The following is a 23,676-nucleotide window of genomic DNA, read 5'->3' as shown; positions in this document are numbered from 1 at the left end:
AATGAAGATTTGGATTTTAAACCATTATGCTACAAATATGTATTTTGACGGACTTGGCAGACATCAAAGTTTTGCAAAATACTTAATAAAAAAAGGACATGAAGTAAAAATATTTTGTGCCAGTACGGTTCATAACAGCGATGAAGTTGTTGATCTTGGTGGCAGACAATATATTGAAAAAAAAGGTATGGATAATGTTCCTTACATTTTTGTAGATACATCTATATATAAAGGTAACGGTGTTTCAAGAATAAAAAATATGTATTCTTATTACAAAAATGTAAAAAAAGTTGTAAGTGAATATATACAAAAAGAAGGAAAACCTGATGTAATATATGCTTCGTCTGTTCATCCTCTTGCACTTGTTGCTGGAATAAAATTAAAGAAAAAATTTAATATACCATGTATAAATGAAATAAGAGATCTTTGGCCCGAAAGTCTTATAGAATATGGTATAATAAATAGAAATAGTTTTATTGCAAAGATTCTTTATAAAGGTGAAAAATGGATTTATAAAAAATCTGATGCAGTACTTTTTACAATTCCCGGTGGAGAAAAATATATTGTTGACAGAAACTGGATATTAGATATTCCGTTAAGTAAAATATTTTATATAAATAACGGCGTTGATCTTGAAGAATTTGAATATAATAAACAAACTTATCAGTTAGATGATGAGGATTTAGAAAATGATCAAATATTTAAAATCGTATATGCAGGTTCAATCAGAGATGTAAACAATGTTGATGAAATATTGTCAATGGCAGATATCTATAAAGAAAAGGGAATAAACAATATTAAATTTATAATTTACGGAGACGGTCCAAGAAAAGAACCGCTTGAAAATTTAGCTTTAAAATTAAGACTTGACAATGTTGTATTTAAAGGAAGAGTAGAAAAGAAATATATTCCATTTATTCTTTCAAAAAGTAATCTTAATTTAATAAGCGGTATTTCCGGTAATATAGGTGCTTATGGCGTAAGTTGGAATAAACTTTTTGAATACATGGCAAGCGGTAAACCTATATGTGCAAATTATAATCTTGGAGATTTTAATTTAATAGAGGATAATAAAGTAGGAATTTGTAAGAAGTATACTGATTTAAAACAGTACTGTGACGATATAGAAAAAATTGTTTTAGATAATGAAAATTATAATGAACTTTGTGAAAATGCGAAAAACGCAAGCATTGAGTTTAGTTTTGATAAATTAACCGATAAATTAATTGATGTGATAAATTATATTATTAAGTAAAGTAGGGTGAAACGTATGAAAAATGAACTTTTAAAGAAAATTGAAAACAAAGAAATAGTTGTAGGTGTTGTAGGTCTTGGATATGTAGGTCTTCCTCTTGCAGTTGAAAAGGCAAAAGCAGGATATAAAACAATAGGTTTTGACGTTCAAGCAAGCAAAGTACAAATGGTAAATGAAGCAAAAAACTATATTGGAGATGTTGTTGACAGCGATTTAAAAGAGCTTGTTGAATCTAAGATGTTATCTGCAACAACTGATTTTAGTTTTGTAAAAGATGTTGATTTTATTGCGATTTGTGTTCCAACACCTCTTGATAAACATCAACAACCTGATATTTCTTATGTAAAGAATTCAAGCATAGAAATAGCAAAATATTTAACAAAAGGTACAATGGTTGTATTGGAATCAACAACTTATCCTGGTACAACAGAAGAGCTTATTAAACCAATTTTGGAAGAAGGTTCCGGATTAAAATGCGGAGAAGATTTTTATTTAGGTTTCTCTCCTGAAAGAGTTGACCCAGGTAACTTAATATATAAAACAAAGAATACACCTAAAGTTGTTGGAGCAATAGGTGAAGATGCAACAGAAGTAATTGCAAAAATGTATAGTTCAGTTTTAGAAGGTGATATTTATACAGTTTCATCTCCTGCTGTTGCAGAAATGGAAAAGATTCTTGAAAACACATATAGAAACATTAATATCGGTTTGGTAAACGAACTTGCAATGCTTTGTCATGAAATGGGAATAAGCTTATGGGAAGTAGTTGATGCTGCAAAAACAAAACCATATGGTTTCCAAGCTTTTTATCCAGGTCCAGGTCTTGGTGGACATTGTATTCCTCTTGATCCATATTATTTATCATGGAAAGCAAGAGAATATGGTTTTCATACATCAATGATTGAAAGTTCAATGATGATTAATGATAAAATGCCTGAATACTGTGTAGAAAGAGCAATGAAAATATTAAATAAACATGGAAAAGCTTTAAGCAAATCAAATGTACTTGTTCTTGGGGTTGCTTATAAACAAGATATTGACGATTACAGAGAATCTCCGGCAATAGATGTAATTGAAATACTTGAACAAAACGGTGCTAATACTGAGTTTTATGATCCATATATAAGTGAATACAAACACGAAGGAAAAGTAAAAAAAGGTATTGAAAAAATTGACGGAGAAATTATTTCTTCATATGATTTAATAGTAATAACTGCATCTCATAGCAATGTTGATTATGAAATGGTAAGTAAAAATGCTAAGGCAATTTTTGATACAAAAAATGCCATGAAAGAAATTGAAAACAGAGATAATATTGAAGTTTTATAATTAGGAGAATGAAAATGAAATATGCATTAATTGGTTGTGGAAGAATATCAACAAATCATATAAAAGCAGCCGTAAACAATAAATTGGAAATTGTCGCTGTTTGCGATATTTTAGATGAAAGAATGGAAGAGCTTCTTTCTAAACATGATTTACAAAATGATGAAAGTATAAAAAGATACAATGATTATAAGGTTATGGTTGAAGAAGTTAAACCTGAGCTTGTTAGTATTGCAACAGAAAGTGGTTCTCATGCTGAAATAGCTTTATATTTAATAGATAAAGGAATAAACGTAATAATTGAAAAACCTATGGCGATGAGCATTAAAGATGCTGATGAAATAATAAAAAGATCAGAAGAAAAAGGTGTAAAAGTATCTGCTTGTCATCAAAACAGATTTAATATTGCAGTTCAAGAAATGAGAAAGGCTCTTGAAAGCGGAAGATTCGGTAAACTTTCTCATGGTTCAATTCATGTTAGATGGAACAGAAATAAAAATTATTATGAACAAGCACTATGGAGAGGAACATGGAAAGAAGACGGCGGAGCCTTAATGAATCAATGTATTCATGGAATTGACTTGCTTAGATGGATGATGGGAGATGAAATCGAAGAAGTTTACGGAGTTACAAAACAACAATTTCATGACTATCTTGAAGCCGAAGATGTTGGAATGGCTGTAGTGAAATTTAAAAATGGTGCAGTTGGAACAATAGAAGGAACAACAAATGTATATCCTAAAAATCTTGAAGAAACTTTATATTTATTCGGAGAAAAAGGAACTGTTAAACTTGGCGGAAAATCTACAAACAATATTGATGTTTGGGATTTTGCAGATGAAACAGATGAAGACAATAAAAATAAAGGTCTTGAAGAACAAACAAGTAATGTTTACGGAAACGGGCATACATCTTTATTCAGAGATGTTATAGAAGCAATTGAACAAGACAGAAAACCTTATGTTGATGCAGTTGCAGGAAGAAATGCTCTTGAACTTGTTTTAAGTATATATAAATCACAAAAAGAAGGTAAAGCCGTAAAACTTCCTTTAGATGATTTTGCAAGTACTGATATGAAAGGTGAATTTTAATGAGTGAATATTTCGTTCATGAATCCAGCTATATAGATGAAGATGTCATAATTGGTAAAAATACCAAGATATGGCATTTTTGTCATATTCAAAAGGGTGCAAGAATAGGTGATAACTGTTCTTTCGGTCAAAATGTTAATGTATCAAATAACGTAAAAATAGGTAATGGTTGTAAAGTTCAAAACAATGTATCAATATACGAAGGTGTAGAACTTAAAGATTATGTTTTTTGCGGCCCTTCAATGGTTTTTACAAATGATTTAACACCAAGAGCAAAATATCCAAAAGGACCGAGTGGTTATAAAAAAACATTACTTGACACAGGCTGTAGTATAGGTGCAAATGCGACAATCGTTTGTGGAAATAAAATCGGTAAATGGGCAATGATTGCATCCGGTGCTGTTGTAACAAAAGATGTGCCAGATCATGCTCTTTATGCAGGTGTTCCTGCAAGACAAATTGGATATGTATGCGAATGTGGAAATGTACTAAATGAAGATTTGAAATGCAGTTGTGGAAGAGAGTATAGAAAAGAAAGTAATGGTCTTGTAAGGAGTAATAATGATTAAGGTTTGTCATATGACCAGCGCACATAAACCTAATGATATTAGAATTTTTGAAAAAGAATGTGTTTCTTTGGCAAAAAAAGAAGAATACGATGTGTATCTGGTTGCAAAAGGTGAAAGTTATCAAAGTAAAAATGTAAATATTGTAGGAATAGGTGAAATAAATAGAGGCAGAATATCAAGAATGCTTTTTACAGCTAAGGATATTTATAAAAAAGCTCTTGAAGTAGATGCTGATATATATCATTTTCATGACCCTGAGCTTCTTCCTTACGGTTTGAAATTAAAGAAAAAAGGTAAGAAGGTAATTTTTGACAGTCATGAAAATTACAGTGAACAAATAAAGGAAAAGTATTATATTCCAAAGATTTTAAGAGGATTTATTTCAAAAGTATTTAAAAGTTATGAAAGCAAAGTAACGAAAAAAATAGATGCTGTCATCTTTCCTTGTCCAATGTTTGGAAAGCATCCTTTTGAGGGTAGAAGTAAAAGATGTGTATATATAAATAATACTCCTATACTTGAAGAATTATATGATAAATATAATGAAAAAGATAAAGATTATTCTAAACCTGTTGTATGTTATGCCGGAGGACTTAATGTAAACAGAGGAATAACAAAATTAATAGAAGGTAGCTATAAAGCCGATGCTAAATTAATTCTTGGAGGAAATTTTGTTCCTAACTCATATGGTGAAGAATTAAAGCAAAAGGAAGAATATAAATGTGTAGACTTTAGAGGATATTTAAATAGAGATGAAGTATTGAATATGTATGAAGAATCTACAATTGGCGCAAATGTTCTTTTAAATATTGGGCAGTATTCTGTTCTTTCAAATTTATCTACCAAGATATATGAATTTATGTCTATGGGGCTTCCTGTTATAAGTAATGATTATCCATACGCAAGAGAAGTAATGGAAGAATATAAATTTGGTTTGGTTGTTGATTCAAGTAATAGTGATGAAATTGCTAAAGCTATAACTTATTTAAGTAATAATCCCGATATTGCAAAACAAATGGGTGAAAACGGAAGAAAAGCAATTAAAGAACATTTTAATTGGAGTGTAGATGAAAAAGTTTTATATGATTTATATTTAGATATATTGAAATAGTGAGGATAGATATGGAATTTAGAGATTTAAAAACTCAATACAGAGTATTGAAAGATGATATAGACAAAGCATGTGAAGAAGTAATGTTAAACTGCAATTTTATAAGTGGAAAACAAGTTGAAGAACTTGAAAAAGAACTTGCAGAATATGTAGGTGTTAAACATTGTGTAACTTGTGCAAATGGTACAGATGCTCTTTCTCTTGCTTTAATGTCTTGGAATATTGGTAAGGGAGATGCTGTTTTTGTTCCTGATTTTACTTTCTTTGCTTCAGGTGAAGTAGTATCACATATAGGGGCCACTCCTATATTTGTAGATGTAGATAAAGACAGCTTTAATATTTGTCCTAAAAAGCTTGAAAAAGCTATTTTAAAAATTAAGGAAGAGGGAAAACTAACTCCTAAAGTTATTGTTGCTGTTGATTTATTTGGACTTCCTGCAGATTATAAAGAAATAAGAAAAATAGCTGATAAATATGGTTTATTTATTCTTGAAGACGGAGCACAAGGCTTTGGTGGTGAACAAGATGGTAAAAAAGCATGTAGTTTTGGGGATATAAGTACAACTTCTTTCTTCCCTGCAAAACCTCTTGGCTGTTACGGAGACGGTGGAGCTGTATTTACTAACGATGATAACATTTGTGAACTTTTAAAATCTTATAGAGTACATGGAAAAGGTTCTATGAAATACGATAACGTAAGAATTGGTGTTAATTCAAGATTAGACACAATTCAGGCTGCAATTTTAAAAATAAAACTTAGAGCATTTAAAGATTATGAATTAAAAGATGTTAATGATGCCTCAAAAAAATATACAAAAGCATTAAAAGATATTGTTAAAACTCCTGTAATTAAAGATGGGTTTTATTCAAGTTATGCTCAGTACACTCTTACTTTGGAAAGTAGAGAAATAAGAGAAGGTCTTCAAGCTTTCTTAAAAGACAATGGTATTCCTACGATGATATATTATCCAAAACCAATGCATGAACAAAAAGCATTTGATTATTTAGATTATAAAGGTGAAGATTTTGAAAACACAAATATGCTTTGCGATTGTGTTTTATCAATTCCAATGCATCCTTATTTAAAAGATGAAGATATTGATTTTGTTGCAGATAAAATCAAAGAATTTTTCAGTGGCAGGAAATAAATGAAAATTTTATTAATAGGGAATGCAAATTCTTTTTGGATAAAAGAATATGTACAATATGTACTTTTAAATGAGGAAAATGATATTTTCATCGTATCAAAACCGGTGACAAATAAGGAATTTAAGTATTTTTATTCAAATAGTTCTGTTCAAATTTTAAATACAGATAAGGGAACATTTTTAATTGACTTTATCCCCAAAATCAGAACTCTTGTAAATATGAGAAAAAAAGTAAAAAAAGAGTTCAAAAGAGGAATGTTTGATGTGATTCATATTCATTCTGTTCCAAGCAATTTTATGATTAAATTCTTAAGTAAGAAAATAATAAAATATGGTAAGAGCCTAATTTGCACATACTGGGGATCTGATTTATTATCAAAAAGCAAGGAACAGTTAGAAAATGCCATACCTTGCCTTGAAAAAGCTAAGTACATATCTTATTCTTCTGATGGAATGGATAAATATTTCCATGATGTATTTGGAGATATTTATAATAGTAAAATTCAACGTGCTAAGTTTGGTATATCAATTTATGATGTTATAAACCAAGTAAAAAAAGAAAAAACAAAAGAAGAATGTAAAGAATTTTTAGGGATAAATAAAAATAAAATAAGTGTTGCAATAGGGTATAATGGTAACAAAAGACAACATCACTTAGATGTAATAAAAGAGATTGCAAAATTAAATAAAGAAACATTGGATAAAGTATGCTTGATAGTTCAATTAAGTTATGGGCTTTCAAGTGAGGAATATCGACAAGAAATTTTAGATGAATTAAATAAAATAGATGTTGAATTTGTTGTAATAGATGATTTCTTGGATAAATTAAAATCAGCAATGTTAAGACTTGCAACTGATATTTTTGTTCATGCACAGGAAAGTGATGCATTTTCTGCATCAATACAAGAATGTGTATATGGAGGAAGTATTCTTATAAATCCATCTTGGATAATGTATAAAGAATTTGATAATGTTGGAATAGATTATTTAACATATAATTCTTATAAACAAATAGGAGAATATATAAATAATATTATTGAGGGGAAAGTTGATATAGACAATTCTGATAAAGTCAATCTTTTATATGATAAATATTCATGGCAAGCAGTAAAAGAAGATTGGTTAAAGTTATATAGTTAATACATTGGAGTAAAGTTATGAATAACCTTTTAATTAACGTTATTAATAAAATAAGTAATTGGAATCAAAGAGTATCAAATGAGAATAAAGCTAAAATACTTGTTTTTAGCTTTTTCTTATTATTTGTCAATATGATGCTTTCTACATCGGGTGTATATAAAGGCAGTACATCAATAGCAGCATTTATAGGTGTAGTTATTACTTTTGTAATAATGTGCTTAAGTATACATAAAATAGATAAAATTGAATTTAACAAAGCAGTAATGATTTTATACTATATAGTTGGACTTTGTTTTCTAATGTCAGCAATTTTGCATAAAGTTGTTGCTTTTGTTTTGCTTGCATTGATACTTTTGTTTTTATTTCCTGTTTTTTACATAATTTTTAATGCAAAGAAAAACTATAATGAATTTTTAATCTTACTTTCAAAAGGGGCAAAGTATAGTTATATTTTAATGATAATTGTTTCAATTATTATTTCTCCATTATCAGATGGACAGTATGCATCTTTTTTAGGTAATCCAAATGGTCTGGGAGCTTTTGTTTCTGTGATATTTGCTTCTTTGCTTTACTTATATGAAGTACAAGAAGGAAAAAAGAATAAAATAATAAATATGTTTTTAATAGGAAGTATATTTGCTTTTACAATATTCACTAAATCAAGAACGACTTATTTATGTTTGGGATTTTCATTTATTGTATATTTAATATATTTGTTTATAAACAAAAGATATACAATAAAAAATATAATAATGAAAATATTAAAGATTTTTATTTCTGCTGTTTTAGGCACAGTAATAATATTTGTTTGTCTAACATATGTAAATGGATTTATTTTAAAAATGGAAGAAAATATCCTTGGCTCATCCTTTAAGGTTGTGTTTGATCCTCATAGCAGTTATAACGAAATTACAGATTTGGGAAGTCAAATTTCCAGTGCTGCCGATAGAGGAAAAAAAGGAATAGGAAACAGCGATTCTTTGTCTTCAGGAAGAGCTGAAATATGGAGAACTTATCTAAATGATTTAAATATTACAGGTCATAATGCAGATAAACTTAAAGTTTTGTATCAAGGTGGGTATATAGAAGCAAATGCACATAATACATATTTGCAAATAGCACATAGCGCAGGTATAATAGCAGGAATAAGCTTTATTGTCTTAAATTTAATGTTTGCATACTATCTACTCAGAATTCTTTTTAAGGGAATAAAAGAAAGATATTTAGATGAAAAATATTTATTTTTAGGTGGTATGTTAATAAGCTGTGAGATAACAATGGTTTTATCGTCAGTATATTATCCATATATAAGTGCAGTTTCGTTGTTTTATTATTTTATAATAGGGTATTTGTTTAACAAAAAGAAATATTTAGATATTTAATTGAAATAATGTATAAAGTAAATTGGAGAGTAATATGAGTCAAAAAATATCTTCAGGGAATGTTGTGATAAATCTAATATGGAAGTTTATGGAGCGTATCAGTGTACAAGCCATTAATTTAATTATTCAAATTCTTCTTTCAAGAAAACTTTTTCCGGAAGATTTTGCGGCAGTGGCTATTATTACTGTATTTATAAACATTGCTACAATATTTGTTCAAAGCGGTTTTGGAACGGCTTTAATTCAAAAAGCGGAAATAGATGAAATTGACAGTTCTTCTATATTTTATTTTAGCATCACCGCTTCAATAGTATTATATGTTGTGTTATATTTTATTTCACCCCTTGTTTCTGCTTATTATAATATTGAAATTTTAAAATATCTTCTTAGAGCGGAAGGAATAATACTTGTATTTGGGGCATTCAATACAGTACAACAGGCAATTATGGCAAGAAATCTTGAATTTAGAAAAAACTTCAGAGCAAGTTTACTTGGTTGTATTTCTGCCGGGATTTCAGGCGTAGCTCTTGCATATGCGGGAGCGGGGATTTGGGCCCTTGCAATATCAACAATAGTTAATAATTTTGTTTTGACGGTTGTATTGTGGTTTAGCGTAAAATGGAGACCAAAGCTCGTTTTTTCTGCAAAAAGAGTAAAAACATTATTTTCATTTAGCTGGAAACTTGTTTGTTCATCTCTTGTAAGCACCTTTTATACAAATATCAGAACCTTAATAATAGGTAAGGCTTTTAATCAAAAAACACTTGGGTATTACAATAGGGGGGACATGCTTGGTTCAAGTCTTATGAACGGACTTACAGGTGCAATTTCATCAGTAATGTTACCTGTTCTTTCAACGAAGCAGGACAGGGTAAATGAGCTAAAGAAAATGCTTAGAAGAACCATGTCTATAAACTGTTTTGTTATTTTTCCTGTTATGTTTGGTCTTGTTGCCGTTGCAAAACCTTTAATAGTAATTTTATTTACGGGAAAATGGCTTCCTGCTGTTCCTTTCATGAGGATAGTTTGTATAGCCTATGCTTTTTATCCAATGCATTCTGCAAATCTACAAGCTATTAATGCAATAGGAAGAAGTGATGTTTCTTTAAAGCTTGAAGTTATAAAGAGAGTTATGGGGCTATGTTTAATAGGACTTAGTTTCCCGTTTGGTGTTTATGCAATTGTTGGAAGTGAAATAGTATTTTCATTGCTTGCAACAGTTGTAAATGGATTCCCAAATAAAAAGCTTATTAATTATTCAATAAAAGAACAATGGCGAGATATTTTCCCATATTTATTGGTGTCAATAGTAATGTGCGTTATTGTATATGGTATAAGTCTTGTTTTAAGCGTAAATAATATCATTTTGTTATTAATTCAAATATTATTAGGTGTATGTATTTATGTTTTAGGATGTCATGTATTAAAACTTGAAGCATATGCATATATGGTTGGTAAAATAAAGGGATTTATTAATAAAAGAAAATAAAGCAAGGATTTATTTTTCCTTGCTTTTTTTATTTTTTCCCGTATGCTCATATTCTTTAATTAATTCAAGCAGTTTATTTCTCGCATCTTTAAGAGATCCTACTTCATCAATAAGTCCAATTTTAACTGCGTCTTCACCCACTAAAACAGAACCCATATCGTTTACCAGCTCATCTGTATTTAACATTATTTTTGTAAAAACATCTTTATCTACATTTGAATGTTCTATTACAAAGTCTGTTATTCTTTCCTGCATTTTCTGGAAATATAAGAAACTTTGCAAAACTCCTATTACAAGCCCTGTTGTTCTTATAGGGTGTATCATCATGGTTGCAGAAGGTGTAATAAAAGAATAGTTACCGCTTACGGCTAATGGGACACCAATGCTGTGACTTCCTCCAAGCACCAATGTTACGCAAGGTTTACTCATTCCGGAGATTAATTCTGATATTGCAAGCCCCGCTTCTACATCTCCTCCCATTGTATTTAAAATAAGAAGAACTCCTTTTATTTCTTCTTTTTCTTCAACATCCATAATCATCGGAATAATATGTTCGTATTTTGTTGATTTTTTAGGAGAAGAAGCTTCAACATGCCCTTCAATTTCTCCGATTATCGTTATAGTTTGAATTCCGCTTGAATAAAAGTCATTTGTTTGTCCAAGCTCTTTTAACTTGTTTATGGTTTCCTCATCAAAATTTTCTTCATGAGACATATCAAACTCTATTTCATTATTTATTTTTTTCATTTTCTATCCTTTCAAAAGTAATAAAATAAGAAGGAACTTTGTTCTGTTTTATTTTGTCTGTTAATGAAAAAAATATGTGTTATATTTTGCATAAAATAAAAAAAAAACGGGTAACCGTTCTTTTTTTACTATTTAATAAGGTTTGTATGTAATACGTTAACCGCATCTTTTGCTTGTTTTGTATCAACAAGTACTGATACTGTTGTACTTGAGTCAGAAGATTGATGAACAAAAATATTGTTTGAGTATAAAGCTGCAATTATTTTTGCAACAACTCCCGGAACACCTTTCATTCTTCCCATAATTGTTATTTTTGTAAATCCTTCTGTTATTGTATATTCAAGACCTAATTTTGTCATTACTCTATCAACTATATGTTGTTTATCTGTATCAATTATAAATGTTTTTCTGTCAGGGAAAATATTTATCATATCAATAGAAACTTCTTGATCTGCAAGAACTTCGAATAATTTATCTTCTTTCTTAATATCTGTAAATTTAATATCAACTTGGCTACAACCATCCATTGAAGTAACTGCAGAGAAATGTTTGTCACTGAAAATATCTTGAGGAGTATCTTCGATTCTTGTTCCTCCGTAATATCTTCCTTTTTGTGTATTTAAAATTGCAATAGGAACATCTGCTTTCATTGCATATTCTACTGCTCTTGGGTGAATAACCTTTGCACCATATTCTGCAAGTTGGAATACTTCATCGTAGTCTACTGTTTCAATTAATTCTGCATTTTCAACAACTCTTGGGTCTGCTGTCATTACACCGTCAACATCTGTATAAATTTCAACAAGTTCAGCATTTAAAGCTGCACCAAGGGCTGTTGCTGTAATATCACTTCCGCCTCTTCCAAGAGTTAGGATTTGTCCGTTTTTGCTCATTCCTTGGAATCCTGCAACAACAGGAACGATATCTTGATTTAGAAGTTCTAATAATCTGCTTGTATCTATTTTTACTATTTTTCCATCACCATAATTTTCGTTTGTAACAATACCAGCTTGTCCACCTGTAAGAGCTCTTGCGTTTATTCCTTTTGCTCTTATTTCTTCACTTACAACAACTGTTGTAATAATTTCACCGCAGCTTGCAAGTAAATCTTTGTTTCTTAAGTTAGCATTTTTTGTATCGGGAAGTAAACTTAAAAGAGAATCTGTGGCGTATGGTTCAGGTTTTCTTCCCATAGCCGAAACTACAATAATAGGTTTAAGTCCATCATCGATTGCATCGATCATGTTTTTTATAATCATACTTCTTGATTTTGCTGTATTTACACTTGTTCCACCATATTTTTGCACAATAATTTTCATGTTTTAAACCTCTGTATACTTAATTTTTTATATCTACCATTATTGTATCCATTCCAATTTTTACAATGTTTTCCCAAGCTATTGCACGGTATTGTACTTCACCTGAAAAGAAGGTTCTGACCTTTCCTTGTGGAATTAATACTGCTTCTATTTTACCTTCTTTTTCATTAATTTTCAAGTCGCAATTGCCTAAAACCCCCATTTTTTCACCGTTATTTATATTTACAATTATTCTATCCTTTAAATCAGACAAATTCATATGTATCACCTCTTTTAAGTATATGAAAATATCTATGGAATATTAATGAAAGTTTATGTAAATATATAGTTTTATGTATATTTTATTTTCTTGAAATTGTTTGCATTTATATATATAATTAAATTATGATAAAGTATGAAAGGATGTGAGGGAAATGTTAGATGAAGAACAAAAAAAATTGGTAAAAAAATACTGCCTTTATCCAAGTATTTCATTAACATTTTTAATTGTTTGTTTAACAATTGGAATTCTTTGGTTAATTTTAAACATGCTTGGAGATTTGGTTTTTAATTCTACTACAGTTTATACTATAGGTATTTGGGTGTATATTGGTATTGTATTGGTTTATTTGATACTTTTTATTTATTGTTTTTTATGCACAAAGCTTGGAATGAGAAAAGAAAAGTGGACTAAAATTGTAGAGTATGCAGATGTTAGATTATCAAATAAAGATTATTCAAAAAGTATAAGCGCTCTTTTAGGTGCAAGAGGAGTTTCAACTTTACTTGATATGTCTGATAATCAGAGTTTAAGAAACGCTTCTGATGCTTTAGATGTTGCTTCTGCCATAGGTAGTGTTGCAATGGTTGCTTCAATGACAAATGAATTAAGTTCTAATGCAAAAACAGTCGCAAGAGTTTTTGATGTTGAAATTCCTAAAGCAAGAAAATACGTTTTATCAATAGTATTTATTCCGATTATTTTGTTGGTAGCTACATATATTCCTCATTTTATTTTTTCCGCAAATAATGCAAATAATCAAGCTCTGCTTGCATCAAAATCTGTATATGCATTACAACGCTCATTTGAAACAGATTGCGTGAATGTAAGAATTGATGATCCTCTTGAAAAATATAATTCTCATGGATATGATGTTTGTGGATATTTATATGATTATGATGAAGAGTATAATTCAAATATAAATGTAAGTGTAAATAATGAAGGATTAATAGAAGAGATAACTTACAGTATTGATATTGATATAAATAAAAGCAAAGAAGAAAATTTAGAAAAAGCTAAATTAGATATTTTAAAATTAAATGTAATGTTAAATGATGCAAATGTAAAAGCATTGTCTAATGAACTTCTTGAAGAGTATGAACTACCTAAAGAATTTTGTGATAAATTTATGGAAGGTTCATATTATGAAAAAATAAATTATAGTATTAATGAAAATGTTGATATAGATTACTTTACTGAAACAAAAGAAGATTATGATGAATATAGTTCTTCTTATATTTATTTCACAATAGAAGCCGATGAAAAATAAAAAAGAAAGCATTTTGCTTTCTTTTTTATATTCCGCTATGACCAAATCCTCCATCCCCTCTTTTGGTATCATCAAGTTTTTCTACTTCGATAAATTCTGCAATTTCATGTTTAGCAATAACCATTTGAGCTATTTTCATACCAGGTGTTATTGTAAATGGTTCGTTTTTTAATGTTGTAAGTATTATTCCAATTTCTCCTCTGTAGTCAGAATCAATAGTTCCTATTCCGTTTACTAAAGTTATACCATGTTTTAAACTAAGTCCGCTTCTTGCTCTTATTTGTGCCTCGTATCCTAAAGGAAGTTTTATAAATATTCCCGTAGGTATAAGTTTAATTTCTCCCATATTTATAGTAATATCATTATCAATATTTGCATATAAGTCTACTCCTGCGCTTCCACTTGTTGCATATTCCGGTAGGGGATATTTTGATTTATTTATTATTTCTATTTTAATTTTATCCATTTTTTTCTCCAAAAATTTATATAAATTATAGTTTTTGTTAAGTATATCATATATAATATTTAATGCATAATTTTTTATAAAAAACTTGATGAAAATTGTTTTATTAATGCATTTAAAATGCTTTACAATGATTTTCATTTATGATATAATTTTTAAGCTATGTACCTTAGGCTTAGTTTATGGAATCTCCGACTTTAAGCTAGGTTATAGGCGAATAAAATTAATATAAAGGAGACAGATAAATGTCAATAACAAAAGAAAAAAAACAAGAAGTAATAAGCAAATTTCAAAAACATGATAAGGATACAGGTTCTCCTGAAATCCAAATCGCTATTTTAACAAGCAGAATCAATACTTTAAATGAACATTTCAAAAAGAATCCTAAAGATCATCATTCAAGAAGAGGTCTTCTTATGATGGTAGGTAAAAGAAGAAGACTTTTAGATTATGTTGCTAAAAAAGATATTGAAAAATACAGAGAATTAGTTAAAGAACTTAACTTAAGAAAATAATTTAGCATTAAAAAGGCGGATTTTTTTCGCCTTTTTTTATGATATGTGGAGGAAAGATTTTAAATGAAGAAAGTGTTTACAACTGATTTCCTTGGCAGAGAATTAAGCGTTGAAGTTGGCGAACTTGCCCAAATGGCAAATGGCAGTGTATTTATTTCTTATGGAGATACACAAGTACTTGTAAATGCATGTATGGCTAAGGAAGCAAAAGAGGGAATAGACTTTTTCCCATTAAGTGTATATTATGAAGAAAAAATGTATTCTGTAGGTAAAATTCCCGGTGGATTCTTAAAAAGAGAAGGTAAAGCCAGCGAAAAAGCAACTCTTACTTGCAGACTTATAGATAGACCTCTTAGACCATTATTTGACAAAGGATTTAGAAACGAAGTTCAAGTAGTTGCAACAGTTATGGGTGTTGAACAAGATAATTCACCTGAAATAACAAGTATTCTTGGTGCATCTCTTGCCCTTGGAATTTCTGATATTCCTTTTGAAGGACCTGTTGGTGCTGTTCAAGTTGGATTAATAGATGGTGAACTTGTTTATAATCCAACAAGTGAACAAAGAGCAAAAAGTGATTTAAACTTAACTGTAGCAGGCACAAGCGAAGCTGTTTTAATGGTTGAAGCTGGTGCAAACGAAGTAAGCGAAGAAACTATGATTGATGCAATAATGGGAGCTCATGAACATATTAAAGAAATTATTAAGTTCCAAGAAGAAATCATCAAAGAAGTAGGAAAAGAAAAAGCTGATCTTCCTTACTACAGACCAAGTGAAGAAATTAAAGAAAAAATTTATGAAGAAGCTAAAAAAGGATTTAGAGAAGCTTATAATATTCATGAAAAACAAGCAAGAGAAGACAGAGTTGAAGAAGTAAAAGCAGAAATCCTTGATAAATATTTAGAAGAGTATCCTGATAATGAGCTTGACTTTAATGAAATCTTTACTAAGATTTTAAAACAAATAGTAAGGGATATGATTACTAACGAAGGAATCAGACCTGACGGTAGAAAGGTTGATGAAATAAGACCAATTACTTGTGAAGTAGGAAAAGTAAGAAGAGCTCATGGCTCAGGCCTTTTCACAAGAGGACAAACTCAAGTTATGTCTATGGCTACTCTTGGTGCTATCAGTGATGAACAAATTATTGACGGTATCGGAGAAGAAACAAGTAAAAAATATATGCACCACTATAATTTCCCATCATATTCAGTTGGGGAAACAGGTCCAATGAGAGGTCCTGGAAGAAGAGAAATTGGACATGGTGCTTTAGCTGAAAGAGCATTACTTCCTGTAATTCCTTCACAAGATAAATTCCCATATACAATAAGAGTTGTATCTGAAGTTCTTGCTTCAAACGGCTCAACATCACAAGCAAGTGTTTGTGGTTCTACTCTTTCATTAATGGATGCAGGTGTTCCAATTAAAGCTCCTGTTGCCGGAATTGCTATGGGACTTATAAAAGAAGAAAGCAAAGTGTCTGTTCTTTCTGATATTCAAGGTGTAGAAGACTTCTACGGAGACATGGACTTTAAAGTTGCCGGTACAAGAAAAGGTATCACAGCTATTCAAATGGATATCAAAATCAAAGGTATTGATAAAGCTATTTTAACTGAAGCTTTAGCAAGAGCTAAAAAAGGTAGATATCACATATTAGATAAAATGAGTACTGCTATTGAAACTCCAAGAGAAGAAGTAAGCAAATATGCTCCTAAAATTTTAACACTTAAAATAGACGAAGATAAAATCAAAGATGTAATTGGACCAAGCGGTAAAATGATTAACAAGATCATAGATGCAACTGGTGTTAAAATTGATATTCTTGAAGATGGACAAACTTATGTAGGTGCTGTTGAATTAGATGCAGCTAAAAAAGCTGTTCAAATGATTGAAGATATTACAAGAGAAGTTCAAGAAGGCGATACTTATGTAGGTAAAGTAGTAAGAATTATGGACTTTGGTGCTTTTGTTGAAATTCCTGGTGGAAAAGAAGGACTTGTTCATATTTCAAAATTAGCTCATGAAAGAGTTAATAAAGTAACAGATATTCTTAATGTAGGTGATGAAGTTAATGTTAAGGTTATCGAAATAGATAAACAAGGAAGAATCAATTTATCAAGAAAAGCATTACTTCCAAAACCTAAAAAAGAAGAAAAAAAGATTGACGAAAATAAAAACGAAGATAAAAAAACAGAAGAATAAAAATTTAAAAGCGGGGTGTTAACTTCGCTTTTAAAGCATATAAATAGATATATAACGGAGGATATTATGACTACAATTCAAGCCATAATTTTAGGTATAGTTCAAGGGCTTACAGAGTTTTTACCTGTAAGTAGTTCCGGACATTTGGTAATTTTACAAAATTTTATGGGAATAGGGGAAGGTAGTTTAGAATTTACTATTGTACTTCATTTAGGGACTTTGCTTGCTGTTGTTATAGCATATTATGGATCAATATGGAATATGTTTAAAGAATTCTTCTTAATGCTTGCAGATATTATTACATTGAAAGGTCCAATGCTTGATAAAAGTAAATACAGAAGATACATAGTATATATTTTATGTGCATCAGTTCCTGCCGGTATAGTAGGTGTGTTATTTGAAGATTTTATAAGTGAAAATTTCGGTTCACTTGTCATTGTTGGAATAACTCTTATGATTACAGGTGTTTTACTTGTTCTTGGAGATGCACTTGGAAAGAATAATAGCAAACATATAGAGGCGTTAGGGCCAAAGAAATCTTTTATAATTGGTATATTTCAAATGTTTGCAATTACTCCAGGTATTTCAAGATCTGGTTCTACTATCGTAGGGGGACTGCTTTCAGGTCTTAAAAAAGAAGAAGCTGTTGAGTTTTCTTTCTTAATGTCTATACCTGCCGTACTTGGATCTTTACTTTTAAAATTTAAAGATATTTTAGCAATAGGAGCTTCAACTTCTTTTGTTCCACTTATAGTAGGTTTCTTATGTGCGGCTGTTATTGGTTATTTTTCTATTGTTTTACTTAACAGCATTGTTAAGAAAGGAAAACTTTATTATTTCTCAATTTATTGTTGGATAGTAGGTTTAGCACTTATTATTTATAATATTTTAATTAGATTATAAAAAAGACACCATTTGGTGTCTTTTTTATAGTTCGTATATATAAGAAATAATATCTTCATAAGAATTGTCTTTTTTTAAATATCCATTTGGGATTGTACCTAGTTTCTTAAATCCAAGTTCTTCATATAAATGAATTGCTGCTTTGTTTGATTTTACAACTGCGTTAAATTGAAGTATTTTAAAATTAAGTTCTTTTGCTTTTAAAAGAGAATGTTCTACAAGTTTTTTTCCTATATGTTTTCCTCTCATATTTTTATCTACTGCATAGCTTGCATTTGCGATATGGGCACATCTTCCTATATTATTTGGGTGTAATATATAAAGCCCAACAATTCTATCATTAATAGTTATAACAGCAGTAAAACTTTGACTTTTAAAAAATTCAAATCCGTCTTCTTCATTTAAACAATCAATTTGAGGAAAAGCATTTGCTTGTGATACAATTTCATTCCAAATGTCAATCATATCTTCTATATCATCTTTTTTAAATTCTCTGATTATTATTTCTTCTTCCATTTTTTACTCCACATTCCATATTTTTTCTAAACTTATATTGCTTTGTTCGATAATTTTTTTTGCATTATTCCATTTTCCAATGTCATTTTTTGAATGTGCATCACTTCCTACTGCATACATAACGTTAATTCCTTCTTTTTCAATTGACTTAATATCTTCGGAATTTAATTTACTTTGTGTATCATTTATTTCAAGCATTATATTATGTTTATTAGCTTCTTTTGCAATTTTTATTATATCAACAGGTCCTCTCGTATCTGGATGAGTTATCATTTTAAGTGGATATTTATTCATTGCATTTATTATTGCATTTGTATTAATTTTAGTTTGTCTTTTTTTAAAAATACCAAACTTACAATATAAAGTATTCATTAATTGAAGGTTAAATAGTGCACTTAAATTTTTTGGTATAGACATTAAATGGATTCCACAGTATAAAACTTCTACAATGTTTAGTAGTTCATCATCAACATCTAATTCGCCTTTTGTTGAAATTATATTTGCTTCAAGTCCCATTATGATTTCCATGTCAGGATATTTTTCTCTCAATGAAATAATCTCATTTTTCATTTTTCTATAGGTTTCATTTGTATTATGCTTTGCAACCATATGTCCTGGGCCATGTTCGCTTATAATAATTTTTTTTATTCCTTTTTCTCTTGCCGCTAATACATTATCTTCTATTGTACCACTTCCATGAGAATATACTGTGTGGCAATGAATTTCTGCTGTAAGTTTCATTATTTTATTCTTTCTTCAATCCTTTCTAAGATGAAAGATGCTATTTCATTAGTTTTAATGCTTGTAATTTGTTTTCCTTTTTCAAAGAAAACAGCATTACCGTTACCACATGCAACCCCCATATCAGCTTCTTTTGCTTCTCCAGGTCCATTAACTGCACATCCCATAACAGCTACTGTAATAGGCTTTTTAATGTACATTGTTTTTTTCTTTATCTCTTTTACAATTGATAGTGTGTCTGTCTTACATCTTCCACAAGTAGGGCAGGATACGATTCTTACCCCTTCTTCCATTAAACCAAGACTTGTTAAAATTTCTTTTCCTACAATGACTTCATCTGAACTTTTGCCTGTAAGAGAAACACGAATAGTATCTCCTATACCTTCTTTTAGAAGTGTTCCAAGTCCAACACTGGATCTTACTATTCCGGTAAGTTCAGCACCTGCTTCCGTAACACCAAGATGAAGTGGGTAGTTATACTTTTCACTAAATAATCTGTTAGCATCTATTGTTGTTGTTACATCACTTGATTTAATTGATAATACAATATTATCATAGTCAAATTCATTAAAGTAAGATATGCTTCTATAAGCACTTTCCACTAAGGCTTCTGCTGTAGGATGTTTATATTTTTCAAGTAAATCTTTTTCAAGACTACCTGAATTTACACCGATTCTAACAGGGATATCATAGTCTTTTAAGCATTTAACAACTTCTCTTACTTTTTCTTTGCCTCCAATATTGCCAGGATTTATTCTAACCTTATGTACGCCATTTTTGATTGCTGCAATTGCAACTTTATAATCAAAATGAATATCTGCAACAAAAGGTATATTTGTATTTTTTATTATTTCCGGAATAACTTCTGCTGCTTCCATATTGGGAATTGTTCCTCTTATTATATCGCATCCCAGCATTTCAAGGTCATTTATTTCTTTTATAATGCTTTTATAGTCTGTAGGAGGAAGTTTTAACATAGATTGAATTAATACAGGATTTCCTCCGCCTATAACTTTATTTCCAATTTTTACTACATTAGTTTTTTTCATTTTATAACTCTCCTAAAAAAGTTTTATTACGTCCTGTACAGCTACAAATACCGCAAGTGCCATTAAAAGAATAAATCCAATGAAATGAATAGTTCCTTCTTTTTCACGATTAATAGGGGACCCTTTTATCATTTCTATAATACAAAATAGGATTCTGCTTCCATCTAAGGCTGGTATTGGAAGTAAATTAAATATACCAATATTTATTGCTAGAAGTGCGGTTATGTTTAAAACAATTATGCTACCCATGCTCATCGCTTGATTTACGATTGTTGCAACGCCTATAGGTCCTGATAATTGGTTAATACCTATTACACCTCTAATTAAACTTACAATAGCTTCAAATGTTAAATATATATACATAAAGAACGCTTTAAAAGCATTAGTAATTGTTCCTATAAAACTCCTTGAATATTCAGGATTAATTCCTATTTTGTAAGAATTAGTTGACTCATCTAAAGTAGGTGTAATTGTAGTTTGTTTTGTTTGGTTATCAGATGTTTTATAAGTTACATTTATTTTTTTACCATTTGATGATGTAATTGCATTTGAAAGATCTTCCCAGCTATTTATATTTGTATCTTCTATTTTTACAATAGTATCGCTGGCTCTAAGTCCCGAAGTATACGCAGGGGAATTTTCAAGTACATTTGATATTGTTGTTGTAGGTTCTGTACCTGCCATAGCGTATACAATCATTAAAATTATGATTGCAGTAATTAAATTCATAATAGCCCCTGCAGCTAAAACCAAAATACGTTTAAAAGGGGAAATTGAATTTAAAGAGCCTTCTCCAAATTCATTTTCATCTTCATCCTCTCCATACATTTTACAGTATCCGCCAACCGGAAGAAGTCTTAAGGAATAAAGAGTATCATCTTTTCCTTTTCTTTTAAAAAGAAGTGGTCCCATCCCAATAGAAAATTCTTCTACGATGACACCACATTTTTTTGCCACAATAAAGTGACCAAATTCATGAGTTGTTATTAATACCCCGAATATTATCAGGGTGCAAATAATTGATAATAATATGCTCAAATTAATCGTCTCCTAAAAAGTAAGTATATTTATAACAATATATACATAAAAGAACGTTCCAGCAAGTGAAAAAAGCATTCCGTCAATTCTATCAAGTATCCCACCATGTCCCGGAATTAATTTGCCATAATCTTTAACACCGAAAGTTCTTTTTATCATTGATGCAGTTAAATCACCAAATTGACAAAGTATACTATCTATTATTGCCATTATTATAAAGTCTATTAAAAAAAGATCAAGAATATTATATTTTGTATAAATGAAATATAATATTATTCCTGCAATAATACCAAATATTAATCCATAAACGCTGCCTTCAATGCTTTTTTTGGGGCTAATTGCAGGACAAAGTTTATGTTTGCCAAATTTAACTCCAAAAATATAAGCAAAAGAATCTGTTGCAACTGCGATTAAAATTCCGAAAGTAATAAGTGCTAATCCTTGATTATTTGGTAAATAATTAATCATTATAACCATAAATGAAAGTATTAAAGATATATATATTATTCCAAATACAGAATAAATCGTTGTTTCAGAATGGTATTTTTTATTTAATATATTATTTATTGTAATGAGTATTACAATAACAGGCAGAACAGGAACCAATAATTCTGGCATAATAATTGCAAAGAACATCATTATAGTTCCAAGCAGAATATATATTATTTTAGATAAATCTAAATGTTTTTTGTTATTGTCAACCACATTGATATATTCATATAGTGCTATTGCATTTACAATAAAACCCAAAGCTAAAAAAGCTTTATTTCCTATTATTAACGCAATAATCAGTAATAATATTAATGCGGCTGCACTTATTATTCTTTTTGTCAATTTATTTCACCAATCCTCCAAATCTTCTTTCTTTATGTTGGAAAGAGTAAATGGCTTTATGTAATTCTTCTACATTAAAATTAGGCCAAAGTGTATCACAAAAATACAACTCACTATATGCAATCTGCCATAATAGGAAGTTACTTATTCTGATATCTCCGCCTGTTCTTATTAATAAATCAATGTCTGTATTTTCGTTATTATATAAATATTTGCTGAATAATTCTTCCGTAATGTCTTCAGCATTGATTCCCTCTTGTATTATCCTTTTTGTAGCATTTACTATTTCTTTTCTTCCTCCATAGTTAAGGGCAATATGGACATGAAGTCCCGTACCGTTTTTAGTTCTTTCAATTGTATCTTTCATGCTATTTAATGTTTTTTCAGGTAGAGATTCAATATCTCCTATAAAGTCCATTTTAACATTTTCCTTAACTAAATCATCAGTTTCTTTATTTAGATACTCGATAACAAGGTTCATGATAGTATTAATTTCATCTTTTGGTCTTTTCCAATTTTCCGTAGAAAATGCATATAAAGTTAGATGTTTTATTTTTAGATTATTTACTTCCTTTATTATATCTTTTACGGTTTTTGCACCAAATTTATGACCAAAGCTTCTGATTTTCCCTTGTTGCTTTGCCCACCTTCCATTGCCATCCATAATAATGGCAAGGTGGGCAGGCATATTGTTTTTATCTAATTCAAAATTATCCATTTTATGTTTTCCTTAAATAAATAATTATATTGTTGTAATTTCTTTTTCTTTTGTTTTGATTTTTCCGTCAATTTCTTTAACGTATTCATCTGTTAATTTTTGAATTTCATCTTCAAAATCTTTTAATCCGTCTTCTGTAATTTCACCATTTTTTTGTGCTGCTTTTAAGTCATGTATAGCATTTCTTCTGATGTTTCTTACTGCAACTTTTGCATTTTCTCCTTCTTTTTGAGCAAGCTTGCAAAGTTCTTTTCTTCTTTCTTCTGTTAATTGAGGAATAGAAAGTCTTATAACTTTTCCATCATTTGAAGGATTTAAACCTAAATCAGAATTCATTATTGCTTTTTCGATTAATTTTAGAGCAGATTGATCCCAAGGTTGAACTGTTAAAGTTCTTGGTTCTGGCGCAGATATACTTGCCATTTGGTTTACCGGTGTTGGGCTTCCGTAGTAGTCAACTACAATTCTGTCTAGCATTGCAGGGTTTGCTCTTCCTGCTCTTAATGCATTTAAGTTTGATTGTAGATTTTCAACTGCTTTAATCATTTTTTCTTTTGTTTGGGCTTTTATTTCGTTACTCATTTTTTTTCT

24 protein-coding genes are annotated in these 23,676 nt (G+C 29.7%); 13 read left to right on the top strand and 11 right to left on the bottom strand.

The window, feature by feature from the left end; all coding sequences use genetic code 11:
• Position 1 precedes the first annotated feature (1 nt).
• Genes M6G78_RS07175 through M6G78_RS07135 form a run of 9 tightly spaced genes read left to right on the top strand, consistent with a single transcriptional unit; the run spans position 2 to position 10,511 of the window.
• Entirely contained in the window at positions 2-1,255 is a 1,254-nt protein-coding gene (locus M6G78_RS07175; RefSeq protein ID WP_138268682.1) for a glycosyltransferase family 4 protein, read from the top strand.
• A 15-nt stretch (positions 1,256-1,270) separates the two neighbouring features.
• Positions 1,271-2,584 carry a nucleotide sugar dehydrogenase gene (locus tag M6G78_RS07170; RefSeq protein ID WP_138268683.1) on the top strand — a complete coding sequence of 438 codons (1,314 nt, stop codon included), beginning with the start codon at positions 1,271-1,273 and terminating at the stop codon, positions 2,582-2,584.
• 14 nt (positions 2,585-2,598) lie between these two features.
• Entirely contained in the window at positions 2,599-3,672 is a 1,074-nt protein-coding gene (locus tag M6G78_RS07165) for a Gfo/Idh/MocA family protein (RefSeq protein ID WP_138268684.1), read from the top strand.
• Positions 3,672-4,241: an acyltransferase gene (locus tag M6G78_RS07160; protein WP_138268685.1), complete on the top strand. Its 570-nt coding sequence runs from the start codon at positions 3,672-3,674 to the stop codon at positions 4,239-4,241. Before M6G78_RS07165 ends, M6G78_RS07160 begins: the two co-directional genes overlap by 1 nt.
• Entirely contained in the window at positions 4,234-5,352 is a 1,119-nt protein-coding gene (locus M6G78_RS07155) for a glycosyltransferase family 4 protein (protein WP_207669787.1), read from the top strand. The genes M6G78_RS07160 and M6G78_RS07155 overlap by 8 nt, the downstream gene beginning before the upstream one ends.
• 11 nt (positions 5,353-5,363) lie before the next feature.
• On the top strand, positions 5,364-6,500 hold the full coding sequence (locus tag M6G78_RS07150; RefSeq protein ID WP_138268686.1) for a DegT/DnrJ/EryC1/StrS aminotransferase family protein: 1,137 nt from the start codon (positions 5,364-5,366) through the stop codon (positions 6,498-6,500).
• Positions 6,501-7,640, top strand: coding sequence for a glycosyltransferase (locus tag M6G78_RS07145; protein ID WP_138268687.1), 1,140 nt, complete (start codon positions 6,501-6,503; stop codon positions 7,638-7,640).
• 17 nt (positions 7,641-7,657) lie between these two features.
• A complete protein-coding gene (locus tag M6G78_RS07140; RefSeq protein ID WP_138268688.1) occupies positions 7,658-9,022 on the top strand; it encodes an O-antigen ligase in 1,365 nt (454 codons plus the stop codon).
• A gap of 34 nt (positions 9,023-9,056) precedes the next feature.
• Positions 9,057-10,511: a lipopolysaccharide biosynthesis protein gene (locus tag M6G78_RS07135; protein ID WP_253230008.1), complete on the top strand. Its 1,455-nt coding sequence runs from the start codon at positions 9,057-9,059 to the stop codon at positions 10,509-10,511.
• 9 nt (positions 10,512-10,520) lie between these two features.
• On the opposite strand, the gene M6G78_RS07130 is transcribed toward M6G78_RS07135, so the two are convergent.
• The 3 genes from M6G78_RS07130 to M6G78_RS07120 form a co-directional block, all read right to left on the bottom strand.
• On the bottom strand, positions 10,521-11,225 hold the full coding sequence (locus M6G78_RS07130; RefSeq protein WP_138268725.1) for a ClpP family protease: 705 nt from the start codon (positions 11,223-11,225) through the stop codon (positions 10,521-10,523).
• Between the two features lie 161 nt (positions 11,226-11,386).
• A complete protein-coding gene (gene dapG / locus M6G78_RS07125; RefSeq protein WP_138268690.1) occupies positions 11,387-12,577 on the bottom strand; it encodes an aspartate kinase in 1,191 nt (396 codons plus the stop codon).
• A gap of 19 nt (positions 12,578-12,596) precedes the next feature.
• Entirely contained in the window at positions 12,597-12,836 is a 240-nt protein-coding gene (locus M6G78_RS07120) for a YlmC/YmxH family sporulation protein (protein ID WP_138268691.1), read from the bottom strand.
• 154 nt (positions 12,837-12,990) lie between these two features.
• Here M6G78_RS07120 and M6G78_RS07115 point away from each other — a divergent pair, with 154 nt between their 5' ends.
• On the top strand, positions 12,991-14,106 hold the full coding sequence (locus tag M6G78_RS07115; protein ID WP_253230007.1) for a hypothetical protein: 1,116 nt from the start codon (positions 12,991-12,993) through the stop codon (positions 14,104-14,106).
• Positions 14,107-14,131: 25 nt separating this feature from the next.
• Here the strand turns inward: M6G78_RS07115 and dut are convergent, their stop codons facing one another.
• Positions 14,132-14,572 (bottom strand): dUTP diphosphatase, encoded by a 441-nt coding sequence (gene dut / locus M6G78_RS07110; RefSeq protein ID WP_253230006.1) that lies wholly within the window; start codon positions 14,570-14,572, stop codon positions 14,132-14,134.
• 248 nt (positions 14,573-14,820) lie between these two features.
• Between dut and rpsO the strand changes: the two genes are divergently transcribed.
• From rpsO to uppP, 3 genes are all read left to right on the top strand, one after another.
• Positions 14,821-15,084 (top strand): 30S ribosomal protein S15, encoded by a 264-nt coding sequence (rpsO, locus tag M6G78_RS07105; protein ID WP_253230045.1) that lies wholly within the window; start codon positions 14,821-14,823, stop codon positions 15,082-15,084.
• Positions 15,085-15,147: 63 nt separating this feature from the next.
• The gene (locus tag M6G78_RS07100) at positions 15,148-17,286 is read left to right on the top strand and encodes a polyribonucleotide nucleotidyltransferase (protein WP_253230005.1); all 2,139 of its coding nucleotides are present in this window, start codon (positions 15,148-15,150) and stop codon (positions 17,284-17,286) included.
• 66 nt (positions 17,287-17,352) lie between these two features.
• A complete protein-coding gene (uppP, locus tag M6G78_RS07095) occupies positions 17,353-18,189 on the top strand; it encodes an undecaprenyl-diphosphatase UppP (protein WP_253230004.1) in 837 nt (278 codons plus the stop codon).
• 24 nt (positions 18,190-18,213) lie between these two features.
• On the opposite strand, the gene M6G78_RS07090 is transcribed toward uppP, so the two are convergent.
• Genes M6G78_RS07090 through frr form a run of 7 tightly spaced genes read right to left on the bottom strand, consistent with a single transcriptional unit; the run spans position 18,214 to position 23,667 of the window.
• On the bottom strand, positions 18,214-18,705 hold the full coding sequence (locus M6G78_RS07090) for a GNAT family N-acetyltransferase (RefSeq protein WP_138268696.1): 492 nt from the start codon (positions 18,703-18,705) through the stop codon (positions 18,214-18,216).
• Between the two features lie 3 nt (positions 18,706-18,708).
• Positions 18,709-19,446 (bottom strand): PHP domain-containing protein, encoded by a 738-nt coding sequence (locus tag M6G78_RS07085; RefSeq protein WP_253230003.1) that lies wholly within the window; start codon positions 19,444-19,446, stop codon positions 18,709-18,711.
• The gene (gene ispG / locus M6G78_RS07080) at positions 19,446-20,495 is read right to left on the bottom strand and encodes a flavodoxin-dependent (E)-4-hydroxy-3-methylbut-2-enyl-diphosphate synthase (RefSeq protein WP_253230002.1); all 1,050 of its coding nucleotides are present in this window, start codon (positions 20,493-20,495) and stop codon (positions 19,446-19,448) included. The genes M6G78_RS07085 and ispG overlap by 1 nt, the downstream gene beginning before the upstream one ends.
• A gap of 12 nt (positions 20,496-20,507) precedes the next feature.
• A complete protein-coding gene (gene rseP / locus M6G78_RS07075; protein WP_253230001.1) occupies positions 20,508-21,533 on the bottom strand; it encodes an RIP metalloprotease RseP in 1,026 nt (341 codons plus the stop codon).
• 12 nt (positions 21,534-21,545) lie between these two features.
• Positions 21,546-22,367 (bottom strand): phosphatidate cytidylyltransferase, encoded by an 822-nt coding sequence (locus M6G78_RS07070; RefSeq protein ID WP_253230000.1) that lies wholly within the window; start codon positions 22,365-22,367, stop codon positions 21,546-21,548.
• A 1-nt stretch (position 22,368) separates the two neighbouring features.
• Complete coding sequence (locus tag M6G78_RS07065; protein ID WP_138268701.1) at positions 22,369-23,085, bottom strand: isoprenyl transferase; 717 nt, start codon at positions 23,083-23,085, stop codon at positions 22,369-22,371.
• 24 nt (positions 23,086-23,109) lie between these two features.
• Positions 23,110-23,667: a ribosome recycling factor gene (frr, locus tag M6G78_RS07060; protein WP_138268702.1), complete on the bottom strand. Its 558-nt coding sequence runs from the start codon at positions 23,665-23,667 to the stop codon at positions 23,110-23,112.
• Positions 23,668-23,676: the final 9 nt, after the last annotated feature.

Source organism: Anaerofustis sp. NSJ-163, assembly GCF_024135845.1.
Lineage (GTDB): Bacteria > Bacillota > Clostridia > Eubacteriales > Anaerofustaceae > Anaerofustis > Anaerofustis butyriciformans.
This window is presented reverse-complemented; position numbering and strand designations above follow the sequence as displayed.